Consider the following 19,517-nt stretch of genomic DNA (forward strand, 5'->3'; position numbering starts at 1 on the left):
TCAGCCCAGAAACCCTCGCCTAGCTTCTACATGGCGGGGGTTTTGCTTTGCCCGGTGGGAGCCGTTCAGGTACCGGACCGCTTCCTGAGCCCTCCTACGCGGAGCGACGCGCAGCGGACTGCGCACGGAAGCTTTCGACCTCATCCGCCGTCGGGTAGGAGCTCTGGGCACCCGGCCGGGTCGCGGCGATCGCGGCGACCGCCGATGCGGACTGGCAGGCCACGACCAACGACGCACCTGCGGCCAGAGACGCGACCATCGCCCCGGTGAAGGCATCGCCGCACCCGGTCGTATCGACGGCGGTGACAGCGAAGGCGTCGACGACGCTCACGCGGGGCGCCGGGCCGTCGAGGTTCTCGAGCACGAGAGATCCCCGAGAGCCGCGCGTGATCACCGCGGCCCGGCATCCGATCTCTCCCAGCCGCGCGACGAGGGCGTCGACATCGGCGACGGACACGCCGGCGAGCTGCTCGACCTCGTGATGGTTGAGCACGACCAGATCGACCAGGGGCATCAGCGCGGTCGGCTCGTCGGGCATCGGGGAGGGATTCAGCACGGTCATCGCGCCCGCCGCTCGCCCGGCTTCGAGCGCCTGTCGCACCGCGCCGGTCGAGATCTCGCAGCTCACGCTGACGATGTCACCCCGGAGCTCCGCGACCTGCAGCTCCGCATTGGCGCCGGGCGAGACGACGATCGCGTTCTCTCCGTCGTCGCTCACGGTGATCAGTGCCGTGCCGGTCGGTCGGTCGGAGACGACCTGCAGGCGGGACACGTCGACGCCCGCCGCACCGATCCGGTCGGTCAGATAGCGGCCTTCGTCGTCGTCGCCGACCGCCACCAGGAGATCGACCTCCGCGCCCTGGAGCGCGGCGGCGACGGCCTGATTCGCGCCCTTGCCGCCCGGATGCCGCACGAGTCCGCCGCCGAGCACGGTCTCCCCCGGCGACGGGATGGAGCGCACGCCGACCACGAGGTCGACGTTCGCGCTCCCGACCACCGTGATCCGTGCCATCAGTTCGCCAGCCCTCCCTGGGTGTATCCCTCGATGAACTTCCGCTGCAGCAGCAGGAACACCACGATAACCGGGATGGCCATGATGAGGCCGGCCGCGCTCACGAGAGCCCAGTTCGGCGACTGCGACTGCTGGAAGGAGAACAGCGACAGGGCCACAGGAAGCTTGTCGCTGTCCTGGATGAACGTCACCGCGAGCAGGAACTCGTTGTACGCCTGCAGCCCGGAGACGAGGGCGACGGTGAGGATGCCCGGCCAGATCATCGGCACCATCACGCGCGAGAACAGACGCCACTCCCCCGCACCGTCGAGACGCGCCGCCTCCTCGTACTCCTTGGGGATGGTGAGGAGGAACGCGCGCAGGAGCATCGTCGCGAACGGCGAGTACACCGCCCAGTAGATGACGATGAGCCCGAACTGGCTGTTGTAGAGGCCGAGCGTCGACCACAGCGACAGCAGCGGCACCAGGAACAGCTGGATCGGGAGGGACGTCGACACCAGGATGTAGAGGATCCACGCCCCCTTGCCCGGCAGGTCGAGACGCGTCATCGAGTACGCGGCCATGCTCGCGATGACGCACACGCCGGCCGCGGTGCTGACCGAGATCAGGAAGCTGTTCAGCAGGCCCTGACCCATGTCGGCATCCGTGAACGCCTGCACGAAGTTGTCCCAGCGCCACTCGGTCGGAACGCCGATCGGGGAGCGACTGATCTCCGCCGGGGTCTTCAGCGCATTGAAGAGGAACACCACGAGCGGACCCGCGGCGTACACCGCGAGCACGATGAGCACGAGCCAGCTCAGCGGCCGCGGCCTCCGGGGGTCGCGACGTGCGGTCTCGCCCCGGCGCCGTGCCGAGGCCTCGCGACGTGTGCTCCCGGTGCGCGGGAGGTCGATGCCTGTCGTCATGATCACACGTCCCAATCGAGCTTCTTGCGGAGGAAGAGGTATCCGCCGACCACGACCGCGCTGATGACCGACAGCAGCATCGCCATCGCGGAGGCGTACCCGGCGCGCTGCTCCGCGAACGCGGTGCGGTACAGCACCGTCGCGAGCACGTCGGTGGAACCGGCCGGCCCGCCCTGCGTGAGGATGTACACGTAGTCGAAGACCAGGAACGACCAGATCACGGTCATGAGCACCAGGAACATGAACGTCGGACGGATGCCCGGCAGCGTGATGTGCCAGAACTCCTGCCACGCGTTCGCTCCGTCGAGCCGTGCCGCCTCGTAGAGCGCGGGGTTCACACCCTGCATCGCCGCCACGAACAGCACGAGCAGGAAGCCCCACCACTGCCAGTTGTTGACGAACGCGACCGCGCCGAGAGCGAGTGACGGATCGCCGAGGAAGTTCACGTCGGCCAGCCAGTCGAGCCCGAAGGACGAAAGTGCCGGGCCGATTCCCGCCGTGGGGCTGAGGATCTGGCGCCAGATGGTCGCCGAGACGATCGTCGCCAGCACGTAGGGGATGAAGTACAGGACCCGGAAGACCGCCTGACCGCGACGGATGCGGGACAGCAGGAACGCCCCGAGCAGCGCCATCGTGATGGGCACGACCAGGAAGAAGAGCGTCCAGATCAGGTTGTGCCAGATCGCCGAGAGCACGGCGGGACTCTGGAACAGCTCGATGTAGTTGTCGATCCCGATGAACGAGGCGGCGCCGAGGCCGTCCCAGTCGGTGAAGGAGAAGACGAGGGAGGCGACGCCCGGCCCGCCGATGACGAGCAAGCTCACGATCGCGAGCGGCGAGATGAAGAGCCACGCCGCCACTCGGGTACGGCGGACCCGGGGGCGGCGCCTGGCCGCCCCCGGGGTGTGCGTCGCCGTCGTCATCAGTCGGCGGACGGAGCGAACGGCGTGACGACCTTGCCGGCGCTCAGCTCTTTGTCGAACGTCTTCTGCAGGCCGGCGAGGTAGTCCTTCGGCGTCATGTCGCCCAGGATCACCTTGTCGAACTCCGACCACAGGTACGTGTCGGTCGCAGCGGGGAAGAAGGTCCAGCTCGCGTAGCCGAGGTTGCCGCTCTCCGGGGCATCCGTGTACAGACGTGCGGCGCGCTCGTCGACCTCGGCGGGCATCGTGGAGAAATCCACCAGCGGCGGCGGGTTCTGACCGGTCGCGGCGAGGTAGTCGTAGGACTTCGCCGGATCGTTGATCACCGAGTCGATGTACGCCGCGGCGCCGTCCTTGTTCTTCGAGGCCGAGTTCACCGAGAGCGACGTGCCGATCGCCATCGGGTACACCCCGGGCGCGACGTCATCGCTGAGCGACGGCAGCGGTGCCCAGTCCCATTCCTGATCGTTGCCGGCCGCCTCGCCGAAGTACGACTCCGCGTCGCCGAACGCCCAGGTGCCGGTGATGTACATCGCGATGCTGCCATCGGCGAGACCGGTGAGCATGTCGGTGTCGGTGTTCGTGAACCAGCGGTCCTTGCCGCCGCCCCACCACTTCTTGTCGATCTGGTCCTGGAAGAGGGCGATCGCGTCGACGAACTCGGGGTCGGTGAACTTCGCCTCTCCGGTCAGCGCCTCGTAGAGCTTCTGCGGGCCGACGGCCATGTTGAGGAACGCCGAGAGGTACCACTCGCTCTGCGCCTGGTAGCCGCTGTTGCCCGCGCCGATGGGCATGATCCCCGCGTCCTGGGCCTCCTGCGCGACCTTCTCGAACTCCGCGCGCGTGGTCGGGACGGTCCAGCCGTGCTCCTCGAACACGCCGGGGTTGTAGTACAGCACGATGGAGCCGTACTCGACGGGCACCGAGGTGAGCTCGCCGTCGACCTTGCTCGCCTCATACGCCCAGGGCTGGAGCATGTCCTCCCACCCGTACTCCGCCGAATAGTCGTCGAGCGAGTCGATGCGGTCCGCGGCGGCGAATCCGAGGGCGCTCGACGGTCCGGCCGAGTACACCACGTCGGCACCGCGGCCCGCGGAGACGGCGGTGTCGGTGAGAGACCCGAGGTTCTGCAGCTGCTTGACCTCCATCTTCACCTGCGCGTCGTCGGAGGCCTTGTTGAAGGCGTCGACGTAGTGCTCCTGGTAGTAGCGCTCGGTGTCCTTCGAGATGAAGGCGCTCCAGTAGGTCACCGTGTCCGAGGGCGTGCCGGAGGATGCGCATCCGGCGAGGAGAGCACCGGCGGCGGTCATCGCCACGACGGCGCTCCAGCGCGTGAACTTCTTTGTCATTGCATGCCTTTCGTGCGGGTTTCGGGTACGGAGGCGGTCGACTCGCGCACGACGAGTCGGGTCGCCAGGGTGATGTGCTGAGTCGGGCCGTCGGCGTTGTCGCCGGAGAGACGGGAGAGGAGCAGTCGCGCGGCCGTGCGCCCGATCTCGCGGGCGGGGTTCTCCACCGTCGTGAGGCTGGGGTGGACGAGGGCGGCGGCTTCGATGTCGTCGTAGCCGCTCACCGCGACGTCGTCGGGGATGCGGATGCCGCGCTCGCGCAGCGACTCCATGGCGCCGATCGCGATGAGGTCGTTGGCGCACACGATCGCGTCCCAGTCGGTCCTCCGCGCATAGAGCGCCTCGACGCCGGCATGGCCGCCCTCGCGGGTGAACGAGGTGAAGACGATGTCGGATTCCGCGACCGACAGACCGGCGGCGGCGAACGCCTCCCGGAAGCCGCGGACGCGGAGCTTCGTGGGGTCGGCCACTTCCTCACCGGCGATGAAGCCGATGGCGCGGCGCCCGGTGCTGAGGAGGTGGGCAACGACCGTCGCGAAACCGCCGACGTCGTCGGACTCGACGTAGTCGCTGCCTTCGATCTCGATGTCGCTGCCGAGGGCCACCACACGCGTCTGCGAGTCGGTGATGCGGCGACGATCGTTCTCGGACAGTCCGTCCGCGTGCAGCGCGACGCCGTCGAACCGGCGCTCGAGCACGTGGCGCAGCAGGTGGCCGCTCCCGGTCTGGCTGCCCGCATCCACCACCGAGAGCAGATATCCGGCGGGCATCAGGATGTCCTGCATCCCGACCGCGACGAGGGGGTAGAAGGGGTTGGTGATGTCGGGGACGAGGAGGGCGATCGACTCGGTCCGACGGCTCCGGAGACTGCGCGCGCCGGGGTGGGGCCGATAGTCGAGGTTCTCGATGGCCGCCGTCACCTTGCGGCGCGTGGCCTCGCTCACCGGACGGTTGCCGCTGAGGACCTGGGAGACGGTCGAGACACTGACGCCGGCTGCCCGTGCGACTTCTGCGATGCCTACCTCTGGTGCCATCGACGCCACCTCCTTGAGACTCATAACGTTTTGCGTTCACCGCGAGATCAGCATGATCCATTCCCCGGAGGATGTCAAAACATTTCTGCAATCTCAGGCAACAACGGAGAAGTTCGTTCGCCTATAGTGGCAAGCATGAACGCAAAACGATTTGGATTCGCGTGAGCCGTGACCGCGCCCGGGGGGCGCTGGTCGGTCTGGCCATCGGCGATGCGATGGGCGCCCCCACCGAGGGCATGACCATCCAGCAGATCCACGAGGAGTTCGGCCGGGTGGCGTCCCTCGCGCCCGATGCCGCGGGTACCGACGACACGGAGTACGCGGTCCTCACCGCCACGGCGATCCTCGCGCACGGCAGCGCGCTCACCTCCGAGAAGGTCGCCGCCGCGTGGAGCGAGGCCGTCGCCGAGCAGCGCGGCGGCTTCTACGGCGCCGGCTTCAGCGAGATGGTCGCCATCGCGAATCTCGCGCACGGCGTGAACCCGCCGGCATCCGGCATGCGCAACTACGAGCGCTGGAGCGACGGCGCGGCGATGCGCGTCGCCCCGATCGGCATCTTCGCGAGCGGCGACCCGCTCGAAGCCCGACGCCTCGCGCGGATCGACGCGCGCGTCAGCCACGCCTACGACGGGATCTATGCGGCGGAGGCGATCGCCGCCGGTGTCGCCACCGCCCTCGTCACCACCTCGTACGAAGAGGTGCGCGACGCCGTCATCGCCGCGCTTCCGGTCGATTCCTGGACCGCCCGCCTCGTGCAGCGCGCCGTGCGGATCGGGGCGACCCATTCCTCGGCGGAAGGCGCGATGGCGGAGCTCTACGAGGAGATCTCGCTCTTCCACTACCCCTGGGCGGACGCGGCGCCCGAGGCCGTCGCCCTGGCCATGGGGCTGTTCGAGGCCGCGCGCGGCGACTTCCAGGACGCCCTGATCGCCTCCGTGAACATCGGCCGCGACTCGGACACGATCGCGGCGATCAACGGAGCACTGACCGGCGCGATGTGCGGGTTCGACGCCTTCCCGCCCGAGTGGACCGCGCAGGTGCTGGAGGTGCACGGCCGCTGCATCCTCGCCACCGCCGGCACCGACCTGCTCGACCTGGCGGACCGTCTGCACGACGCCTCCCTCCCCTCCGACCGCACGCGACGCTCCGACGAAGGGCTCATCGATGTCTCCTGATCGTCTCGACCGCGTCCACGGCGCGCTCCTCGGCCTCGCCGTCGGCGACGCGATCGGCCTGCCCGCCGACTACCACCGCACGGTGCGCTCCCCCTGGGTGCGCTCGCGGATGTGGCTCGGGTCCGCCGACCTCGACCGCGCGCAGGTCGCGAAGCCGCTCATCCCCTTCGACGCCATCACCGTGGACGGCACGCGGCTCATGCCGACCGACGACACCGAGGCCGCCGTGCTCGCCGCCCGCGCCGCGTTGAGCGCGGATCCGGACGACCCCGATGCGCTGTTCGCCGAGTGGCGTCGTCACGCGCTGGCCGACGACGTCTGGTCCGGCATCGCCGAGCGCTCGGCGATCGTGAACGCGCAGCGCGGCGACGTGCCCCCGGTCACCGGGAGCGACAACCCCGCCGACGCCTCCGACAGTGCCGTCCCGTCCGGCGTGGTCCACGGGCTCCTGCACGCGGGCGACCCGGCGAGCGCGGCCCGCGAGGCGACCCGCTGGGCATCGATCACGCACGGCAGGGACGGTGTGTGGGCAGCTGCGGCCATGGCGGTCGCGGTCGCCGAGCTGGCCGCCGGTCGTTCGATCGACGACGCTCTCGACCTCGCGGTGCACGAGGCGCCGGAGGACTCCTGGCTCGCTGCGGGGTTCCGCACCGCCGCGGACCTCGGCCCCGTCGACGTCTTCCTCGACCTGCCGCGCATCCTGACGGCGCTGAGCCCGCGCCTGTACAGCCAGCCCGGCACGGCGGCGGAGACACTCCCCCTGGCGTTCCTGCTCCTGCGCGCCGCACAGGGTCGGGCGGAGACCGCGCTCCCGCTCGCGGCACTGTTCGCCCGTGAGTCCGACAGCGTCCCCGCGTTCGTCGGCGCTCTCTGCGGGGCCGCATCGGGAGCAGGCGGGTTCGGCACCCGACTGCCGGAGTCGATCGACCGCATCGAGGGGCTGTTCTACCCCTCCCTCGCCGGCGAGTCCCTGGCCGCGCTGGCCGCGGAGATCGTCTCGTACCGAGCGTGACGGCCGGGGTGCTGCGGACCTCCCCTCGCGTCCGCGGCCCCCGGTTCCCTCGGCACCTGGGAGGCGTACACCACCGGCACGGGAGCCCGAAGCTCCCGAAGTAGACTCGGGCGGTGACCGCTGACGACGCGACCCGACGCATCGACCTCCTGCTGCGCAAGCCGCCCCTCGCGCTCTACGGCGGCATCCGACCGACGCTCGTGATCGGCGGACGCGGCCAGCCGACGCAGTGGGGTGCGGGCACCTGGCAGGTCCCGGCCGATCGCGCCGTGACCATCGGCGTGTTCCTGTTCAACCGGCTCTGGCGCTTCGGGAGCGCGGAGATCACCCTCCGCCCCGAGGATGCCGGCGCCCTCGAGTACCGCGCACCGATCCTCCCCTTCCTCCCGGGGCGCCTCCGGCATCGCTCGAGCTGAGGCCTGAGGCCGTACGCGGCCGGCTATGGCCCGGGCGTCTAGAGCTCCTCCAGCGCCCGCCGCGCCTCCGCCACCGCATCGGCAGCGGCATCCGCCTGCTCCGCCGCCGTGGCGCGCGTCTCCCTCGCCCGCGGCAGGTCGTGCTGCACGCGCGATGACTCCTCCCGCACCTTGGCAAGCTCCTCCTCGAGGGCGGTCACCCTCTCGGACAGCGCCTCCGTGCGCTCCTGCAGCGTCTCCAGCTCGGCATCGCGCTTCCCGAGTTCCTTCTTCGCGGACGCCTGCTCCTTCTCCGCCGCAGCCAGTCGGCGTTCGGCTTCACGGCGGACCCGTCGTGCCTGAAGCTCATCCGGCGGGCGCTGCGGCACGGGCTCCCACCCCGGCAGCTCTCCCGCGATGGCATCGCGCACGTCGTCCGATGTCGCCCCCGCCTCGAGCGCCCGCACCAGTCGGCCGGAGGCGACCGCGGCGGCGGCGTCCTGATCGAAGAACGCCGCGGAGATGCTCTGCTCGACGGCCTCGACCGTCGCGGACGTGATGCGCTCCCCTCGGGATCTCGCCAGCTCGGCCGCGCCCTCGGCGAGACGGCGGGTCAAGGCACGCCGCTCGCGTCCCAGCTTCGCCAGGGCTCGCGCGTCCAGATCGTCCTGCGCCTCACGCAGCTCTGCCGCCAGCTGCAGCGCCTCCCCCAGCTGTGCCGCGCGCTCCTGAGCGAAGACGTTGAGGACCCAGGCGGCGATCGACGGTTTGCGGAGCGCGAGGATCCGCGACGCGAGCTCGGGACTCCCGGATTCCTCGGCCCGGGCCTTGCGGGAGGAGACGAACGCTTCCGGCGGTCCCGCGGAGAGTGCCGCGGCGATCTCCTCGAACGTGGGGTCTGCCATGGGCCCACGATACGCCCCGCGCACCGCGCTCCCTCGGCGCGACCGCGCCTCGGGAACGGCTACTCGATGGCGAGGTGGTCGGCCCAGTCCGCGCTGACCAGCGACCGGGTTCCGAACGTGCCGTTGCCGTTGCCCGGATACAGGTAGAGCTGGCCGGACGGGGTCCGTGCGAGCAGGTCGGCGCGGCCGTCGCCGTTGTAGTCGACGCCGCCGGTGAGAGCGGTCATCTCCTGCCACCCCTCGCCGACGACTCGACGAGCGGCGAAGCCGCCGCTCGTCCCGGGGTAGAAGTAGAGGGTCCCGGTGTCCGCGACCGCGATGATGTCGCCGCGGCCGTCGTTGTCGAAGTCCCCGCCGATGAGGAAGTGGAAACCTTGCCAGCCCGTGCCGACCGTGATGTTCGGGGTGCTGAACCCACCCGCACCGTTGCCGCGGTAGATCGTCAGCACCCCTCCCGGAGAGACACCGAGAACATCCTGGCGCCCGTCACCCGTGTAGTCCGCACCCGAGACCACGTGGAGCATGCCGTACCAGCCTGCGCCCGGAGTCGTCGCGCGGGCGAGCTTGCCGTTCCCGGTCCCCGCGTAGAACTCCAGGGCGCCGTCCTGACGCGCCACGAGGATGTCCGCCTTCCCATCACCGTTGAAGTCGGTGTGGGTCACGTGGCGCCGTGTGCTGCCCCAGCCCGACAAGAGCGTCGTCGGAGCCTGGAAGCCGCCGGTCCCCGTCCCGGCGCGGAGCCGGAGGTCGCCGTTCCCCGCGACGACCAGCAGGTCCGCCTTGCCGTCACCGGTGTAGTCGGCCGCGCCCACCGACGGTGCCGGCCCGGAGCCGAGACCGGGGAAGAGCATGGGGATCGTCCCGCCGCGCGTGATGTTCGAGAGACACGTGAAGCCGTTGTTCACCGCGGTGTAGACGGTCCCGTTCAGCCGCACCTCGAAGTGCAGGTGGTACGCCGGCGAGTTGCCCGTGTTGCCGACCACGCCGATCTGCTGCCCCCGGACGACCCTGGTCCCCGGCGCATAGGTCCCGGGCGATGCCATGTGGGCGTACCGGGTGACGTATCCGCCCGGGTGCTCGACGTCGGTGTAGTTCCCGTAGCCGCTGTTGACCGTCCGCGACTTGATCACGCCGTCGTAGGCCGCGAGGATCGGGGTTCCACCCTGGCCCGAGATGTCGATGCCGTCGTGTGCGCGGTAGTTGTTGCGACAGCCGTCGCCGACCTTGGACTGGATGTTGCCGGAAGCCGGATAGACCATCCGGCCGTCCGTGGCGGCGACCGCCGGGGTGCTCGACGAGAGCAGGGGCGCGAGTGCGCCGATCGCGACCGCGAGCACGGCGGCGATCCCGATGCGGCCGAGGCGCACGCGGGACGGTCGCTTCATCTCGAAGGTTCTCTTTCGTTCGGCGGCCCCAGGGGCGTGTGCCCTCCGTCGTCACCGTACCAGTGCCGCGACGTGCGTCCGCGTGCACCTCCGAGGGCGCGGCGGATCCGCGTCGGATCGCCGCGTCAGAGCAGGTCGAACTCCCCGCCGTACGGCATCGCGTCGTCGCCGGTGTCCCTGGCGTCGAAGTCCACGGTCTCGACCGAGATCACGACCTGGGTGGCCGAGGCGATGAGGACGCTGATCGCACGATTGCCGACCACGACGAAGTCCACGAACCGCCCGCCGGAGTGCATCGCCTCCTCGATCCGCCGTCGGAGATCCGCGACGTCCTGGCCCTGAGCCAGGAAGAACTCTGCTTCGTTGAGTGCGATCCGCGCGCGCACCATGGTCTGCATCCTGCCCTCCGCTCGTCTTCTTCCTCCGTATCCTCCTGCGACGCTATCGACCCGTCCCGCGGATGCAGAGGGGGTTGCGCGACGGCTCCGGAAGAGGCAGGGTCCGCGCCGGGTGTAGCGTGCAAGCATGGGAAGACTCAGGTACGACGGGACGTCCGACCCGATCCTGATCGAGGATGTGACGCTCGCACACCTGAAGATCGTGATCGCCACCAAGCTCCGCCGCCAGGAGAGCTTCATGATGACCTGGCGTCCCGTCGACAGCGGCATCGACCAGCGCGCGACCGTGTGGATCCACCCCGCGATCCCCCTGCAGTTCGGCTTCGACGCCGCCGAGAACCCTCCGATCGACGCACGACTGATCGCCGAGATGATGCAGTCGCTCAACGCGACCGGCGAGCTCGTCCTCGACCATCTGATCCCGCTGCGCTGACGGGCGCCGCGTTCGCCGTGGACCTTCCCCTCTATCTCCTGCTCGGTCTGCTGATCCTCGCGCTGATCATCGGCGGCCCTCTCCTGAGGAGCCGGTCGAAGCGCCGCGCCGCACAGGACGGCGAGCACACGGGGAACAGGTACGCCGCCGCGCGACTCGCCGAGACGCTCGACGTGCTCGGCACCCCGCTCGTCATCCACGCCCCGGAGCCGCTCGCGCGGGAGATCCTGGCGTCGGCGACGGTGACGGCGCGCGAAGAGTGCACGATCCGCGAGGACGGCGGCTACGGCATCCGCTTCGCCGAACCGGATGACACGATCGTCCGCCTCGTGGCCGATCCGGAGGGCACGCGGATGCAGGTCGAGACGTTCCGCGAGTACCTGGGCTTCCCGCAGACGGCGCAGCCCTGGACGGATCTGCGATCCCGCGTGGCCTCGATCGCCGACGCACACGGGGTGACCGTCGGCGACGGCGCGACGATCGGGTATCGGCGGGGCCCGCTCCTCGATGACCGCAACGCCCGCTGGGAGCGCGACGCCTGATCCCCCGCGACGGGACACCTGCCGCCCACGCACCGAAAACCGGACGCGCAGGATCCCGCCGACGCAACTAGGCTGAGAGGCGCGCCTCGCCTGGCCGGCCCTCCGCCGGGTCACGGTCGTGGCGTGAGCCCAGACGACCTCCTCCGGTCGCACGATCCCGTCCATCGGGATGGAGCCGCAGCTCCGCCGTGTGGCCACGCCAGAAAGGCATGAACCACATGAGCGATTCCTCCGGATCCGCCGACCGCGACGGCGAGCGCTCGCCGGACTTCTTCGACCAGCTGATCGAGACCCCGCCTCGCGACCAGCAGGGCGCGGGCACGGGCGCGTTCACCGTCGGCTTCCGCGGCTACGACAAGGGCGAGGTCGACGCCGCACTCGCGACCCTCCGCAACCAGCTCAAGCAGGCCGCTGCCGATGTCGCCGAGGCTCAGGCGCGCGAAGAGGAGGCCGTCGAAGCGGTGCGGGAAGAGGAGCGCAAGGCCCGGGAAGCGCTCGAGAGCGAGCTGACCGCCGCGAACGCCAAGGCCTCCGACGCCGAGCAGCAGGTCGCGACCCTCACCTCCGAGCTCGTCGACGCGCCGCAGGCAGACGGCGAAGAGGCTCCGTCGCGTCAGCAGTTCGAGGCGATCCTGCGTGTCGCCGAGGAGCAGGCGAACGTCCTCATCCAGAACGCCGCGGTCCAGGCCGATCGCCTGATGACGTCCGCCCGCGAGGAGGTCACCGCGCAGCGCGCCGAGGCCGACGCCGACGCCGAGCGGATCACCGCCCAGGCGCAGCGCGACGCCGACCAGGTGCGCCTCAAGATGGACACCGAGTACACCGCGCACGAGGCGCGCATCGAGCGCGAGGCCGCGCACGCGACCGAGAAGGTCAACCAGGCCGCGCAGGAGGCGACCGCGATCCGCACCGAGGCCGAGAAGGGCGCGGCCGCGCTGCGCTCCCTCGTCACGCGCGAGACCACCCAGCTGCGGGCGGACGCCGAGCGCGAGGTGCGCGACATGAACGCGCGTGTGCTGGAGTTCGAGGAGACCCTCACCCGCCGGCAGGACGACGCGCAGCAGGAGTTCCTCGTGCTGCACAACCAGGCCGTGGCGCACGCCGAGCGCATCACCAACGACGCCAACGAGCAGGTCGCCGCATCCCTCGAGCACGCCCAGCGCATCTCGGCGCGCGCAGAGGACTACGAGCGCCTGACCCGCTCCCAGGCGCAGGCCATCGAGGCCGAGGCGCAGGTCCGTGCTCGCGAGACCCTCGAGCGTGCTCGTGCGAAGGCGCAGAAGATCGTCGATTCGGTCACCGGTCACACCACGGCCGTGCTGCACGACGCCGAGGACCGTACGCGGCAGCTGCGCTGGCAGCAGCAGCAGCTCACGAGCTTCATGGCCGAGGTCAAGGAGCTCATCCGCCCCGACGGCATCTTCTCCGACGACTCGCTGCCGACGGAGTTCGCGGCGGTCGCACCGTCGGAGACCGCCGAGGCACCGGCCGACGAGGCACCCGCGGAGACGTTCCTCGGCGACGAGGTTCTCGACGACGAGCTGGACGACGACCGTCCCCTCGAGAAGATCACCATCGACGTGGTCGAGACGAAGAAGAAGTCCAAGTAGGACCGCACCGACGACAGAGGCGCGAGCAGGGATTCCTGCTCGCGCCTCTGTGTTTCCCGGGCTGATCGGGCCCGGTGAAGTCTGGGGCTACGCCCGACCGAACTGCGCCACTGCCGGGCAGTCGAACGGATCGGCGCCGGCGGAGAGTCCCACCCGGTTCAGGTACTCGATCACGATCATGTACGAGCGGCCCAGGCTGGCCTCGGTGTACGGCACGTCGTTCGCCGCGCAGTAGTCGCGGACGATCTCGCGCGCCTTGGACAGGTACGGTCGCGGCATGCTCGGGAAGAGGTGGTGCTCCACCTGGTAGTTCAAGCCGCCCATGAGCCAGGTCGTCCACCATCCGCCGCTGATGTTGCGGGAGGTGCGGACCTGCTTGGTGAAGAAGTCGAGACGGGCGCCGGGCTCGATGATCGGCATGCCCTTGTGGTTCGGGGCGAACGCGGCTCCCATGTAGACGCCGAACACCGCGAACTGCACGCCCATGAAGGCGAAGGCCATTCCGAGCGGGAGCATCATGAACACGGGCACGAGGATGAGGGCGAACCGCAGCGCGATGATGCTGAGCTCGATCCAGCGCCCCTTGACGTTCTTCGTCGTCAGCAGGTACTTCAGGCCGAGGAAGTGGAGGTTCAGTCCCTCGAGCGTGAGCAGGGGGAAGAAGAGCCAGCCCTGCTTGCGGGTGATCAGCTTGATCAGACCCTTCGCCTTCGCGGCGTCCTCCTCGAGGAACGAGATCGTGTCGACCTCGATGTCGGGGTCCTTGCCGACCTGGTTCGGGTTGCCGTGGTGCTTGGTGTGCTTGGAGTCCCACCACGAGTAGCTCATGCCGATGCTGGCGATCACGATGCGGGCGAGCTTGAAGTTCGCCGGCCCGGTGGTCAGGATCTGACGGTGCGCGGCCTCGTGCCCGAGGAACGCGATCTGGGTCAGGACGATGCCGAGGCCCGCGGCGATGAGCAGCTGGAACCAGCTGTCGCCGAGCAGGATGAACCCGGTGATGAGGCCACCGAGGGCGACGGCGATGCCGGCGGCGACGAAGACGTAGAACCACTGGGCACGCTGGAGCAGACCCATCTCCTTGACGACCTGCGACACCTGCTTGTACGCCTTGGCCATGGGAGGGAAGTCCGCGTTGCCGGAGTACGTCTGGCGAATCGGACCCAGCGTTGCCGCGGTCGGTTCGATCTGTGTGATGGAGATGATCTTCTCCTGACGATCGGAGCCCTTGAGCTGTGAAAGCCCAAGGCGATTGCCCAACGCTTACCTCACAGTAGCCCCGGCCCCATGCGCCTTCGGGAATACATCGTCGACCCTTGACGCGCGGCTGCGCGTGTGCATGAAAAGGGGGGTCCGGCTGCGGTTCCCGCCGTGTCCTCTTCGCCCCGATGTGCGATGATCCCTGCATGAACCGCCTCCTCGCCCGCACCGCCGCGTCGACGATCGGACTCGCTGCGCTGACGGTGCCGCTCCTGTCGTGCACGAGCCTGACGACATCGCAGACGTGCATCGACTGGGTGTTCTTCGACGCGCCGGCGGATGCGGCCTCGGAGGCCGACGCCGTCGCGCGCGGGCACATCGCCGATCAGGCGGGCACGACGTCGTACATGGACATCCCCGCCACGACGTGGAACGTCGAGGTCGACGACTGGCTCGAGGGTGACGGTGACGCGGAGATCGTGGTCACCTCGCTTCCCCGAAGCTGCGGGGACACGACCGATGCGATGGCCGAGATGCAGGACGAGGACGAACTCGTCTTCTTCCTGCGCAAGCGCGCGACCGGCTGGGAGATCATCACGCCCTGGCAGGGTGTGACTCCGGCGACACCGGACGGCGGCATCCCGGAGACCTGGCCGGAGGAGCAGGCGGGCTGACGAGCCGTCAGGCGCGGGCGCGACGCGCCATCCGGCGCCAGGCGCGCGGAAGGATCGGCGGGAATGCCGGTCCGCGGCGGGCCGGCTCGTGCGCCTCTTCGAGAGCGCGGAAGGCGTCGTCGAGCGCGTCGAACGTGCCGAGCTCGGTGCCGTGGTTGTCGCGCACGAGGTGCGTGGTGCCGTCGAACTCGACGAAGCCGGCGAATTCGCCGCCGCGGGTCGCGACGTGAACGTCGGTGTCGGCCTGCTTCCAGGTCAACGGATCGGAAGGGGGAAAGGTGGTCGTACTCATGGTGATGCTCATTGCTGTGTGGCGGACACGCGTCGGCGCTCCGCAAGATGTGAGATCGAGGGCGGATTCCGCACGCATCGATGTTCGCGGTCCGTGATGGCCCTGATCAGTGGCGACGTGGCGGCCGAGAGGGGCGAAGCACACACGCTGCGTCATCAGCATAGCAGACCGCAGACCCAGCGCCCGAATCCGCGTCTTCCCGCTCAGCCCGCCGGCGGTTGCCCGCCCTCGCCCGGTCCCCCCTGCCCTCCGCCCGGCGCCGCGCCGGCGACGGGTGCCGTCGTCGTGTCCACGCCCACGACCATGGTGGCCGCGTAGCCCGCGGACACGTCTCCGGTGACCGTCGCCACCTGCAGCGCACCGGCGTCGTCGCCGAAGACGTTGTCGGTGGCGAGCGTGATCCGGGAGAGGTTCTGCGACGACCCGTCGTAGGCCTTCTCCGCGTAGACCGCGGTGCAGGCGGCCTCGGGAAGCGCCAGCTGCGACGTCGCGATCGCGGTGGTCGAGTCGGTGATCGACGAGACGTCCGGATAGACCTCGAAGTGGATGTGCGGCCAGCGACCCGAATAGCACCCGGGGAAGATGGAGGTGAACGACACCCGGCCCCGAGCATCCGCCACCTGCACGCCGCGGAGATAGGTGACGTCCTCCAGGCCGGATGAGTAGAGGGAGTATTCGCCCTGGGCGGTGCAGTGCCAGGCGTACACCGCCACTCCGGCGAAGGGGACTCCCCCGTTCGCGAGGTCGAGGATCTGCAGTTCGAAGGAGAGAGGAACGCCCTCGGCCGTCGCGCCACCGTCGATCGACGACCGGATGTCCTGGCGGACGATCCCGGAATCCTCCAGCACATCGGGCCCGTTCGATCCGTCGCCCGGATAGGGCCCTGCGGTCTCGTCGGGGATCTCGGCGACCGTCGCCCCCGAGGCCGTCGAACCGGATGTCGCGCTCGGCGTCGGCGTGCTCGTCGACCCACCGGACGCCGCGGGCGCGCAGGCGGCCAGCACCACGGTGCCGAGACCGACGCCGGCCAGCCCCAGCACTCCGCGCCGACTCATCAGGGTGCGGATGTCGAACGCCGCGCCCTGATCGACGACCTCCTCGTCGGCGCGGTCGAGCAGTCGCCCCTCGTACATGGGGCCGTCGGGCGTCTGGGTCGGTTCGGGAATGCTCATGATCTGGCTCCTTCGGCGGGCGGCTGGTGTCCGGCCACCATGCTCGCGAAGCTTCCGATCAGCATTCTCTGCCTGCGCTATGTCTTGTCTATGTCCGCCTGCGGCAGCGGAGGCCGGATCACCAGGACCACGACGATCCCGACGAGGATCAGCGCCGTGAGCGTGACGGGCACCGGGAGCACCGGATCGAGGAGCACCAGGAGCGCACCGATCGGGACCACCGTGTTCACCACCCGATCGGCGTTCTCGCGGATGGCGATCCACCAGATCCCGATCAGGAAGATCGCGATCGGGACCGTGACGGTGAACGACGCCGCGATGTTGGAGAGGTGGCTCTCCCCCGTGAGCACGTCGAGCTCGACCTCGATCCCCGCCGAGAAGGCGGCGGCTGCGGCGAACACGAAGTAGTGGGTGTAGCCGTAGCGGAGGGAGCGGCCGAAGCTCGTGATGGCGCGGTGATGCGGCGGCCAGAAGTAGATCCACCACAGCGAGGCGGTGACCACGAGCGTGAGGACGGCGATCGCGACCAGCGGCCCGAGCGCCTCGACCTCGTCCAGCGCGTCCACGATCGCGTTCGCCGACGCCAGCAGGCTCTCGCCGAGGACGATGAGGGTGAACAGCCCGTAGCGCTCCGTGATGTGGTGTGGGTGCCAGGGCGTCTGCCTGCGGTACTCGGCGAAGACGGGCACGGCGATCTCGATCAGCGCGAACACCGCGAAGGCGACGAACTGCAGCGGTCCGGTCGGGATCAGGAGGAACAGGATCCACAGCACCTGGACCGCCGCGATGCCGAATGCGTAGCGAAGGGTGGCCGAGCGCAGCGGCCCCGCGGTCCGGGACGCCCGCAGCCATTGCGCGACCATGGCGATGCGCATGACGACGTAGCCGATGACGGGGATCGTGAAGTCGCCCTCGTCGAACGCGCTCGGGATGCCGGCGGCGAACACGAGGACGCCGCCCATCTGCACGAACGTGGTGACGCGGTAGAGCCAGTCGTCCGTGTCGAACGAGGTCGCGAACCACGTGAAGTTCATCCAGGCCCACCAGATCGCGAAGAACAGCATCGCGTAGGAGGTGATGCCGTGCAGGAACTCGCCCTCGCGCAGCGCGTCATGCAGCTGGGCGGAGGCGATGCTCACGGCGACGACGAACACGAGGTCGAAGAACAGCTCGAGGGTGCTCGCTGTGCGATGCGGCTGGGCGGGATCGCGCGGCAGCATCCGATGGAGCCGGAAGCGCGGAGCGTCTGAGTTCGCGGTCACCGCGAAAGGATAGCGCTCGCGCGGCGCGAGGAGGAGAGCGGATTCGTCCATTCGACAGAATTACCTTCCGATGGCGGCCATGTTCCGCTACAGTGAGAGAAGTCTGCAGTGCCTGCTGTCAGCGACCGCCGTGTGGGACGGCGAAAAACGCACTCCGCGATGTGGGAATCACGGAGAGTTTCAGCAGGACCCGAGGGGTCGGGACGCAGACGGATGCCGTGAACGTGGGGTTCATGGTCTGGGGAATCTGGGGAAATCTGATGACGCACTGGGGATATCTGCGTACATTCACGGCTCAAGGAGCCTCGGCATGACTTCCGTCGAGGATGCCCTGAGCATCACTCGTACGGGCTTCGTGCCGGTCGCCGCTCCGCGAGCCACCAAGTCGGTGACGCGCACGGTGGTCACACCGCGTGCCTCGGCGACGCTGGAAAGACGCCGTCAGTGGGAGCGTCGCTATCGGATGCGACTGCGGATCACGGATGCAGCTGTCATCCTGTTCGCCGTCGGCCTGACCGCGACGATCCAGCTGGCCACCGGCGTCTCCGGGCTCGAGGTCCTCCGCGACGGTGTCCCCCTCGCCGCGCTGTGGTACCTCATGCTCAGTGCGCTGCACACGCGGGACGCCGCGCTGTTCCGCGCGAGTGCCACCGAGTACCGAGGCGTGGTCCACGCCTCGGGGCTCGCCTTCGGGATCATCGCCATCGTGGCGGTGCTGCTCGCATGGAAGTCGATGCAACTGATGCTGCTGCTGGGGCTGCCGCTCGGTGTTCTGACGCTTCTGGTGACCAGGTGGTTGTGGCGCCACTGGTTGCAGACGCAGCGTTCGCAGGGGCGATTCGCCTCTCGGACGCTCGTCGTGGGCAATCGGGACGACGTGGAGTACGTCGTCCGCACGCTGCATCCGATCGGCGCTTCCGGCTACCAGGTGGTCGGAGCGACTCTCCTCGACGGCAATGCACGCGACATCGAGATCGACGACACGAGGTTCCCGGTTCTGGGGAACGTGAACTCCGTGTCGTCGGTCGCCGCCGAGGTCGGCGCCGACACGATCATCGTGGCGAGCCGGCCCGAGGGTGAGCCGGAGTTCGTGAAGCAGCTCAGCTGGCAGCTGGAGGGGACCGCTGCCGAGCTCGTGCTCTCGAGCCGACTCACCGATGTCGCCGGCCCCCGCATCTCCTTCGCGCCGGTCGAGGGCCTGCCCCTGATCCAGGTGCAGATCCCGACCTACGAGGGTGGCCAGCACCTCCTCAAGCGCGCCCTCGACGTCGCGGTCGCCACGCTCGCGCTGATCCCGATCGGCCTGCTGGCACCCGTGCTCGCGCTGCTGATCAAGCTCGACTCGCCCGGTCCGGTCTTCTTCTTCCAGGAGCGTGTCGGCCGCGACGGACGCCGCTTCAAGATGGTCAAGTTCCGCTCCATGAAGACGGATGCCGAGCAGCAGCTCGCCACCCTCAAGGCGCAGAACGAGGGAGCCGGCCTCCTCTTCAAGATGAAGGACGACCCGCGCGTCACTCGTGTGGGCAGGGTCCTGCGCAAGCTCTCGCTGGATGAGCTGCCGCAGTTCTGGAACGTCCTCATCGGCGACATGAGCGTCGTGGGGCCGCGCCCGCCGCTGCCCACCGAGGTCACCGCCTACGACGGCACCGTGTTCCGTCGCCTCTACATCAAGCCCGGGATCACCGGTCTGTGGCAGGTCTCCGGTCGCAGCGACCTCTCGTGGGACGAGAGCGTGCGCCTCGACCTGCGGTACGTCGAGAACTGGTCGGTCATGAACGATCTGCAGATCATGTGGCGCACCGCCAAGGTCATGGTGCAGCCCAGCGGGGCATACTGATC

At 69.3% G+C, this 19,517-nt stretch carries 20 protein-coding genes; 8 read left to right on the forward strand and 12 right to left on the reverse strand.

The window, feature by feature from the left end:
• Positions 1 to 94: 94 nt before the first annotated feature.
• Genes AC07VM_RS11940 through AC07VM_RS11960 form a run of 5 tightly spaced genes read right to left on the reverse strand, consistent with a single transcriptional unit; the run spans position 95 to position 5,223 of the window.
• Positions 95 to 1,012 (reverse strand): ribokinase, encoded by a 918-nt coding sequence (locus AC07VM_RS11940; protein ID WP_494911365.1) that lies wholly within the window; start codon positions 1,010 to 1,012, stop codon positions 95 to 97.
• Positions 1,012 to 1,917 (reverse strand): carbohydrate ABC transporter permease, encoded by a 906-nt coding sequence (locus AC07VM_RS11945; RefSeq protein ID WP_267417210.1) that lies wholly within the window; start codon positions 1,915 to 1,917, stop codon positions 1,012 to 1,014. The genes AC07VM_RS11940 and AC07VM_RS11945 overlap by 1 nt, the downstream gene beginning before the upstream one ends.
• Positions 1,918 to 1,919: 2 nt before the next feature.
• Positions 1,920 to 2,840 carry a carbohydrate ABC transporter permease gene (locus AC07VM_RS11950; protein ID WP_494911367.1) on the reverse strand — a complete coding sequence of 307 codons (921 nt, stop codon included), beginning with the start codon at positions 2,838 to 2,840 and terminating at the stop codon, positions 1,920 to 1,922.
• The gene (locus AC07VM_RS11955; protein ID WP_494911368.1) at positions 2,840 to 4,189 is read right to left on the reverse strand and encodes an ABC transporter substrate-binding protein; all 1,350 of its coding nucleotides are present in this window, start codon (positions 4,187 to 4,189) and stop codon (positions 2,840 to 2,842) included. The genes AC07VM_RS11950 and AC07VM_RS11955 overlap by 1 nt, the downstream gene beginning before the upstream one ends.
• Entirely contained in the window at positions 4,186 to 5,223 is a 1,038-nt protein-coding gene (locus AC07VM_RS11960) for a LacI family DNA-binding transcriptional regulator (RefSeq protein ID WP_494911369.1), read from the reverse strand. The genes AC07VM_RS11955 and AC07VM_RS11960 overlap by 4 nt, the downstream gene beginning before the upstream one ends.
• A 161-nt stretch (positions 5,224 to 5,384) precedes the next feature.
• Here AC07VM_RS11960 and AC07VM_RS11965 point away from each other — a divergent pair, with 161 nt between their 5' ends.
• From AC07VM_RS11965 to AC07VM_RS11975, 3 genes are all read left to right on the forward strand, one after another.
• Entirely contained in the window at positions 5,385 to 6,398 is a 1,014-nt protein-coding gene (locus AC07VM_RS11965) for an ADP-ribosylglycohydrolase family protein (RefSeq protein ID WP_494911370.1), read from the forward strand.
• Positions 6,388 to 7,410: an ADP-ribosylglycohydrolase family protein gene (locus tag AC07VM_RS11970; protein ID WP_494911371.1), complete on the forward strand. Its 1,023-nt coding sequence runs from the start codon at positions 6,388 to 6,390 to the stop codon at positions 7,408 to 7,410. Before AC07VM_RS11965 ends, AC07VM_RS11970 begins: the two co-directional genes overlap by 11 nt.
• A 113-nt stretch (positions 7,411 to 7,523) precedes the next feature.
• Positions 7,524 to 7,826, forward strand: coding sequence for a hypothetical protein (locus AC07VM_RS11975; RefSeq protein WP_267417202.1), 303 nt, complete (start codon positions 7,524 to 7,526; stop codon positions 7,824 to 7,826).
• A gap of 38 nt (positions 7,827 to 7,864) precedes the next feature.
• Here the strand turns inward: AC07VM_RS11975 and AC07VM_RS11980 are convergent, their stop codons facing one another.
• From AC07VM_RS11980 to AC07VM_RS11990, 3 genes are all read right to left on the reverse strand, one after another.
• Positions 7,865 to 8,710, reverse strand: coding sequence for a transposase (locus AC07VM_RS11980; RefSeq protein ID WP_494911373.1), 846 nt, complete (start codon positions 8,708 to 8,710; stop codon positions 7,865 to 7,867).
• A gap of 59 nt (positions 8,711 to 8,769) precedes the next feature.
• Positions 8,770 to 10,095: an FG-GAP-like repeat-containing protein gene (locus tag AC07VM_RS11985; RefSeq protein WP_494911375.1), complete on the reverse strand. Its 1,326-nt coding sequence runs from the start codon at positions 10,093 to 10,095 to the stop codon at positions 8,770 to 8,772.
• Between the two features lie 125 nt (positions 10,096 to 10,220).
• Positions 10,221 to 10,484 (reverse strand): hypothetical protein, encoded by a 264-nt coding sequence (locus AC07VM_RS11990; protein ID WP_267417199.1) that lies wholly within the window; start codon positions 10,482 to 10,484, stop codon positions 10,221 to 10,223.
• Between the two features lie 136 nt (positions 10,485 to 10,620).
• Between AC07VM_RS11990 and AC07VM_RS11995 the strand changes: the two genes are divergently transcribed.
• From AC07VM_RS11995 to AC07VM_RS12005, 3 genes are all read left to right on the forward strand, one after another.
• Positions 10,621 to 10,926 (forward strand): DUF7882 family protein, encoded by a 306-nt coding sequence (locus AC07VM_RS11995; protein WP_494911377.1) that lies wholly within the window; start codon positions 10,621 to 10,623, stop codon positions 10,924 to 10,926.
• 17 nt (positions 10,927 to 10,943) lie between these two features.
• Positions 10,944 to 11,468 (forward strand): hypothetical protein, encoded by a 525-nt coding sequence (locus AC07VM_RS12000; RefSeq protein WP_494911378.1) that lies wholly within the window; start codon positions 10,944 to 10,946, stop codon positions 11,466 to 11,468.
• Positions 11,469 to 11,686: 218 nt separating this feature from the next.
• Positions 11,687 to 13,078, forward strand: a complete 1,392-nt coding sequence (locus AC07VM_RS12005) for a cell division initiation protein (protein ID WP_494911380.1) — start codon at positions 11,687 to 11,689, stop codon at positions 13,076 to 13,078.
• 87 nt (positions 13,079 to 13,165) lie between these two features.
• On the opposite strand, the gene AC07VM_RS12010 is transcribed toward AC07VM_RS12005, so the two are convergent.
• Positions 13,166 to 14,284: a fatty acid desaturase family protein gene (locus AC07VM_RS12010; protein ID WP_494911711.1), complete on the reverse strand. Its 1,119-nt coding sequence runs from the start codon at positions 14,282 to 14,284 to the stop codon at positions 13,166 to 13,168.
• Positions 14,285 to 14,484: 200 nt separating this feature from the next.
• Between AC07VM_RS12010 and AC07VM_RS12015 the strand changes: the two genes are divergently transcribed.
• Complete coding sequence (locus tag AC07VM_RS12015; RefSeq protein WP_267417193.1) at positions 14,485 to 14,952, forward strand: hypothetical protein; 468 nt, start codon at positions 14,485 to 14,487, stop codon at positions 14,950 to 14,952.
• A gap of 7 nt (positions 14,953 to 14,959) precedes the next feature.
• On the opposite strand, the gene AC07VM_RS12020 is transcribed toward AC07VM_RS12015, so the two are convergent.
• The 3 genes from AC07VM_RS12020 to AC07VM_RS12030 form a co-directional block, all read right to left on the reverse strand.
• Positions 14,960 to 15,244, reverse strand: a complete 285-nt coding sequence (locus tag AC07VM_RS12020) for a hypothetical protein (protein WP_267417192.1) — start codon at positions 15,242 to 15,244, stop codon at positions 14,960 to 14,962.
• 203 nt (positions 15,245 to 15,447) lie between these two features.
• Positions 15,448 to 16,416, reverse strand: a complete 969-nt coding sequence (locus tag AC07VM_RS12025) for an intradiol ring-cleavage dioxygenase (protein WP_494911381.1) — start codon at positions 16,414 to 16,416, stop codon at positions 15,448 to 15,450.
• Positions 16,417 to 16,493: 77 nt separating this feature from the next.
• Complete coding sequence (locus tag AC07VM_RS12030) at positions 16,494 to 17,636, reverse strand: low temperature requirement protein A (RefSeq protein WP_494911712.1); 1,143 nt, start codon at positions 17,634 to 17,636, stop codon at positions 16,494 to 16,496.
• 352 nt (positions 17,637 to 17,988) lie between these two features.
• Between AC07VM_RS12030 and AC07VM_RS12035 the strand changes: the two genes are divergently transcribed.
• Positions 17,989 to 19,515, forward strand: coding sequence for a sugar transferase (locus AC07VM_RS12035; protein WP_494911382.1), 1,527 nt, complete (start codon positions 17,989 to 17,991; stop codon positions 19,513 to 19,515).
• The last annotated feature ends 2 nt before the right edge of the window (positions 19,516 to 19,517 follow it).

Source organism: Microbacterium sp. GW821-FHT01D02 (assembly GCF_059422585.1).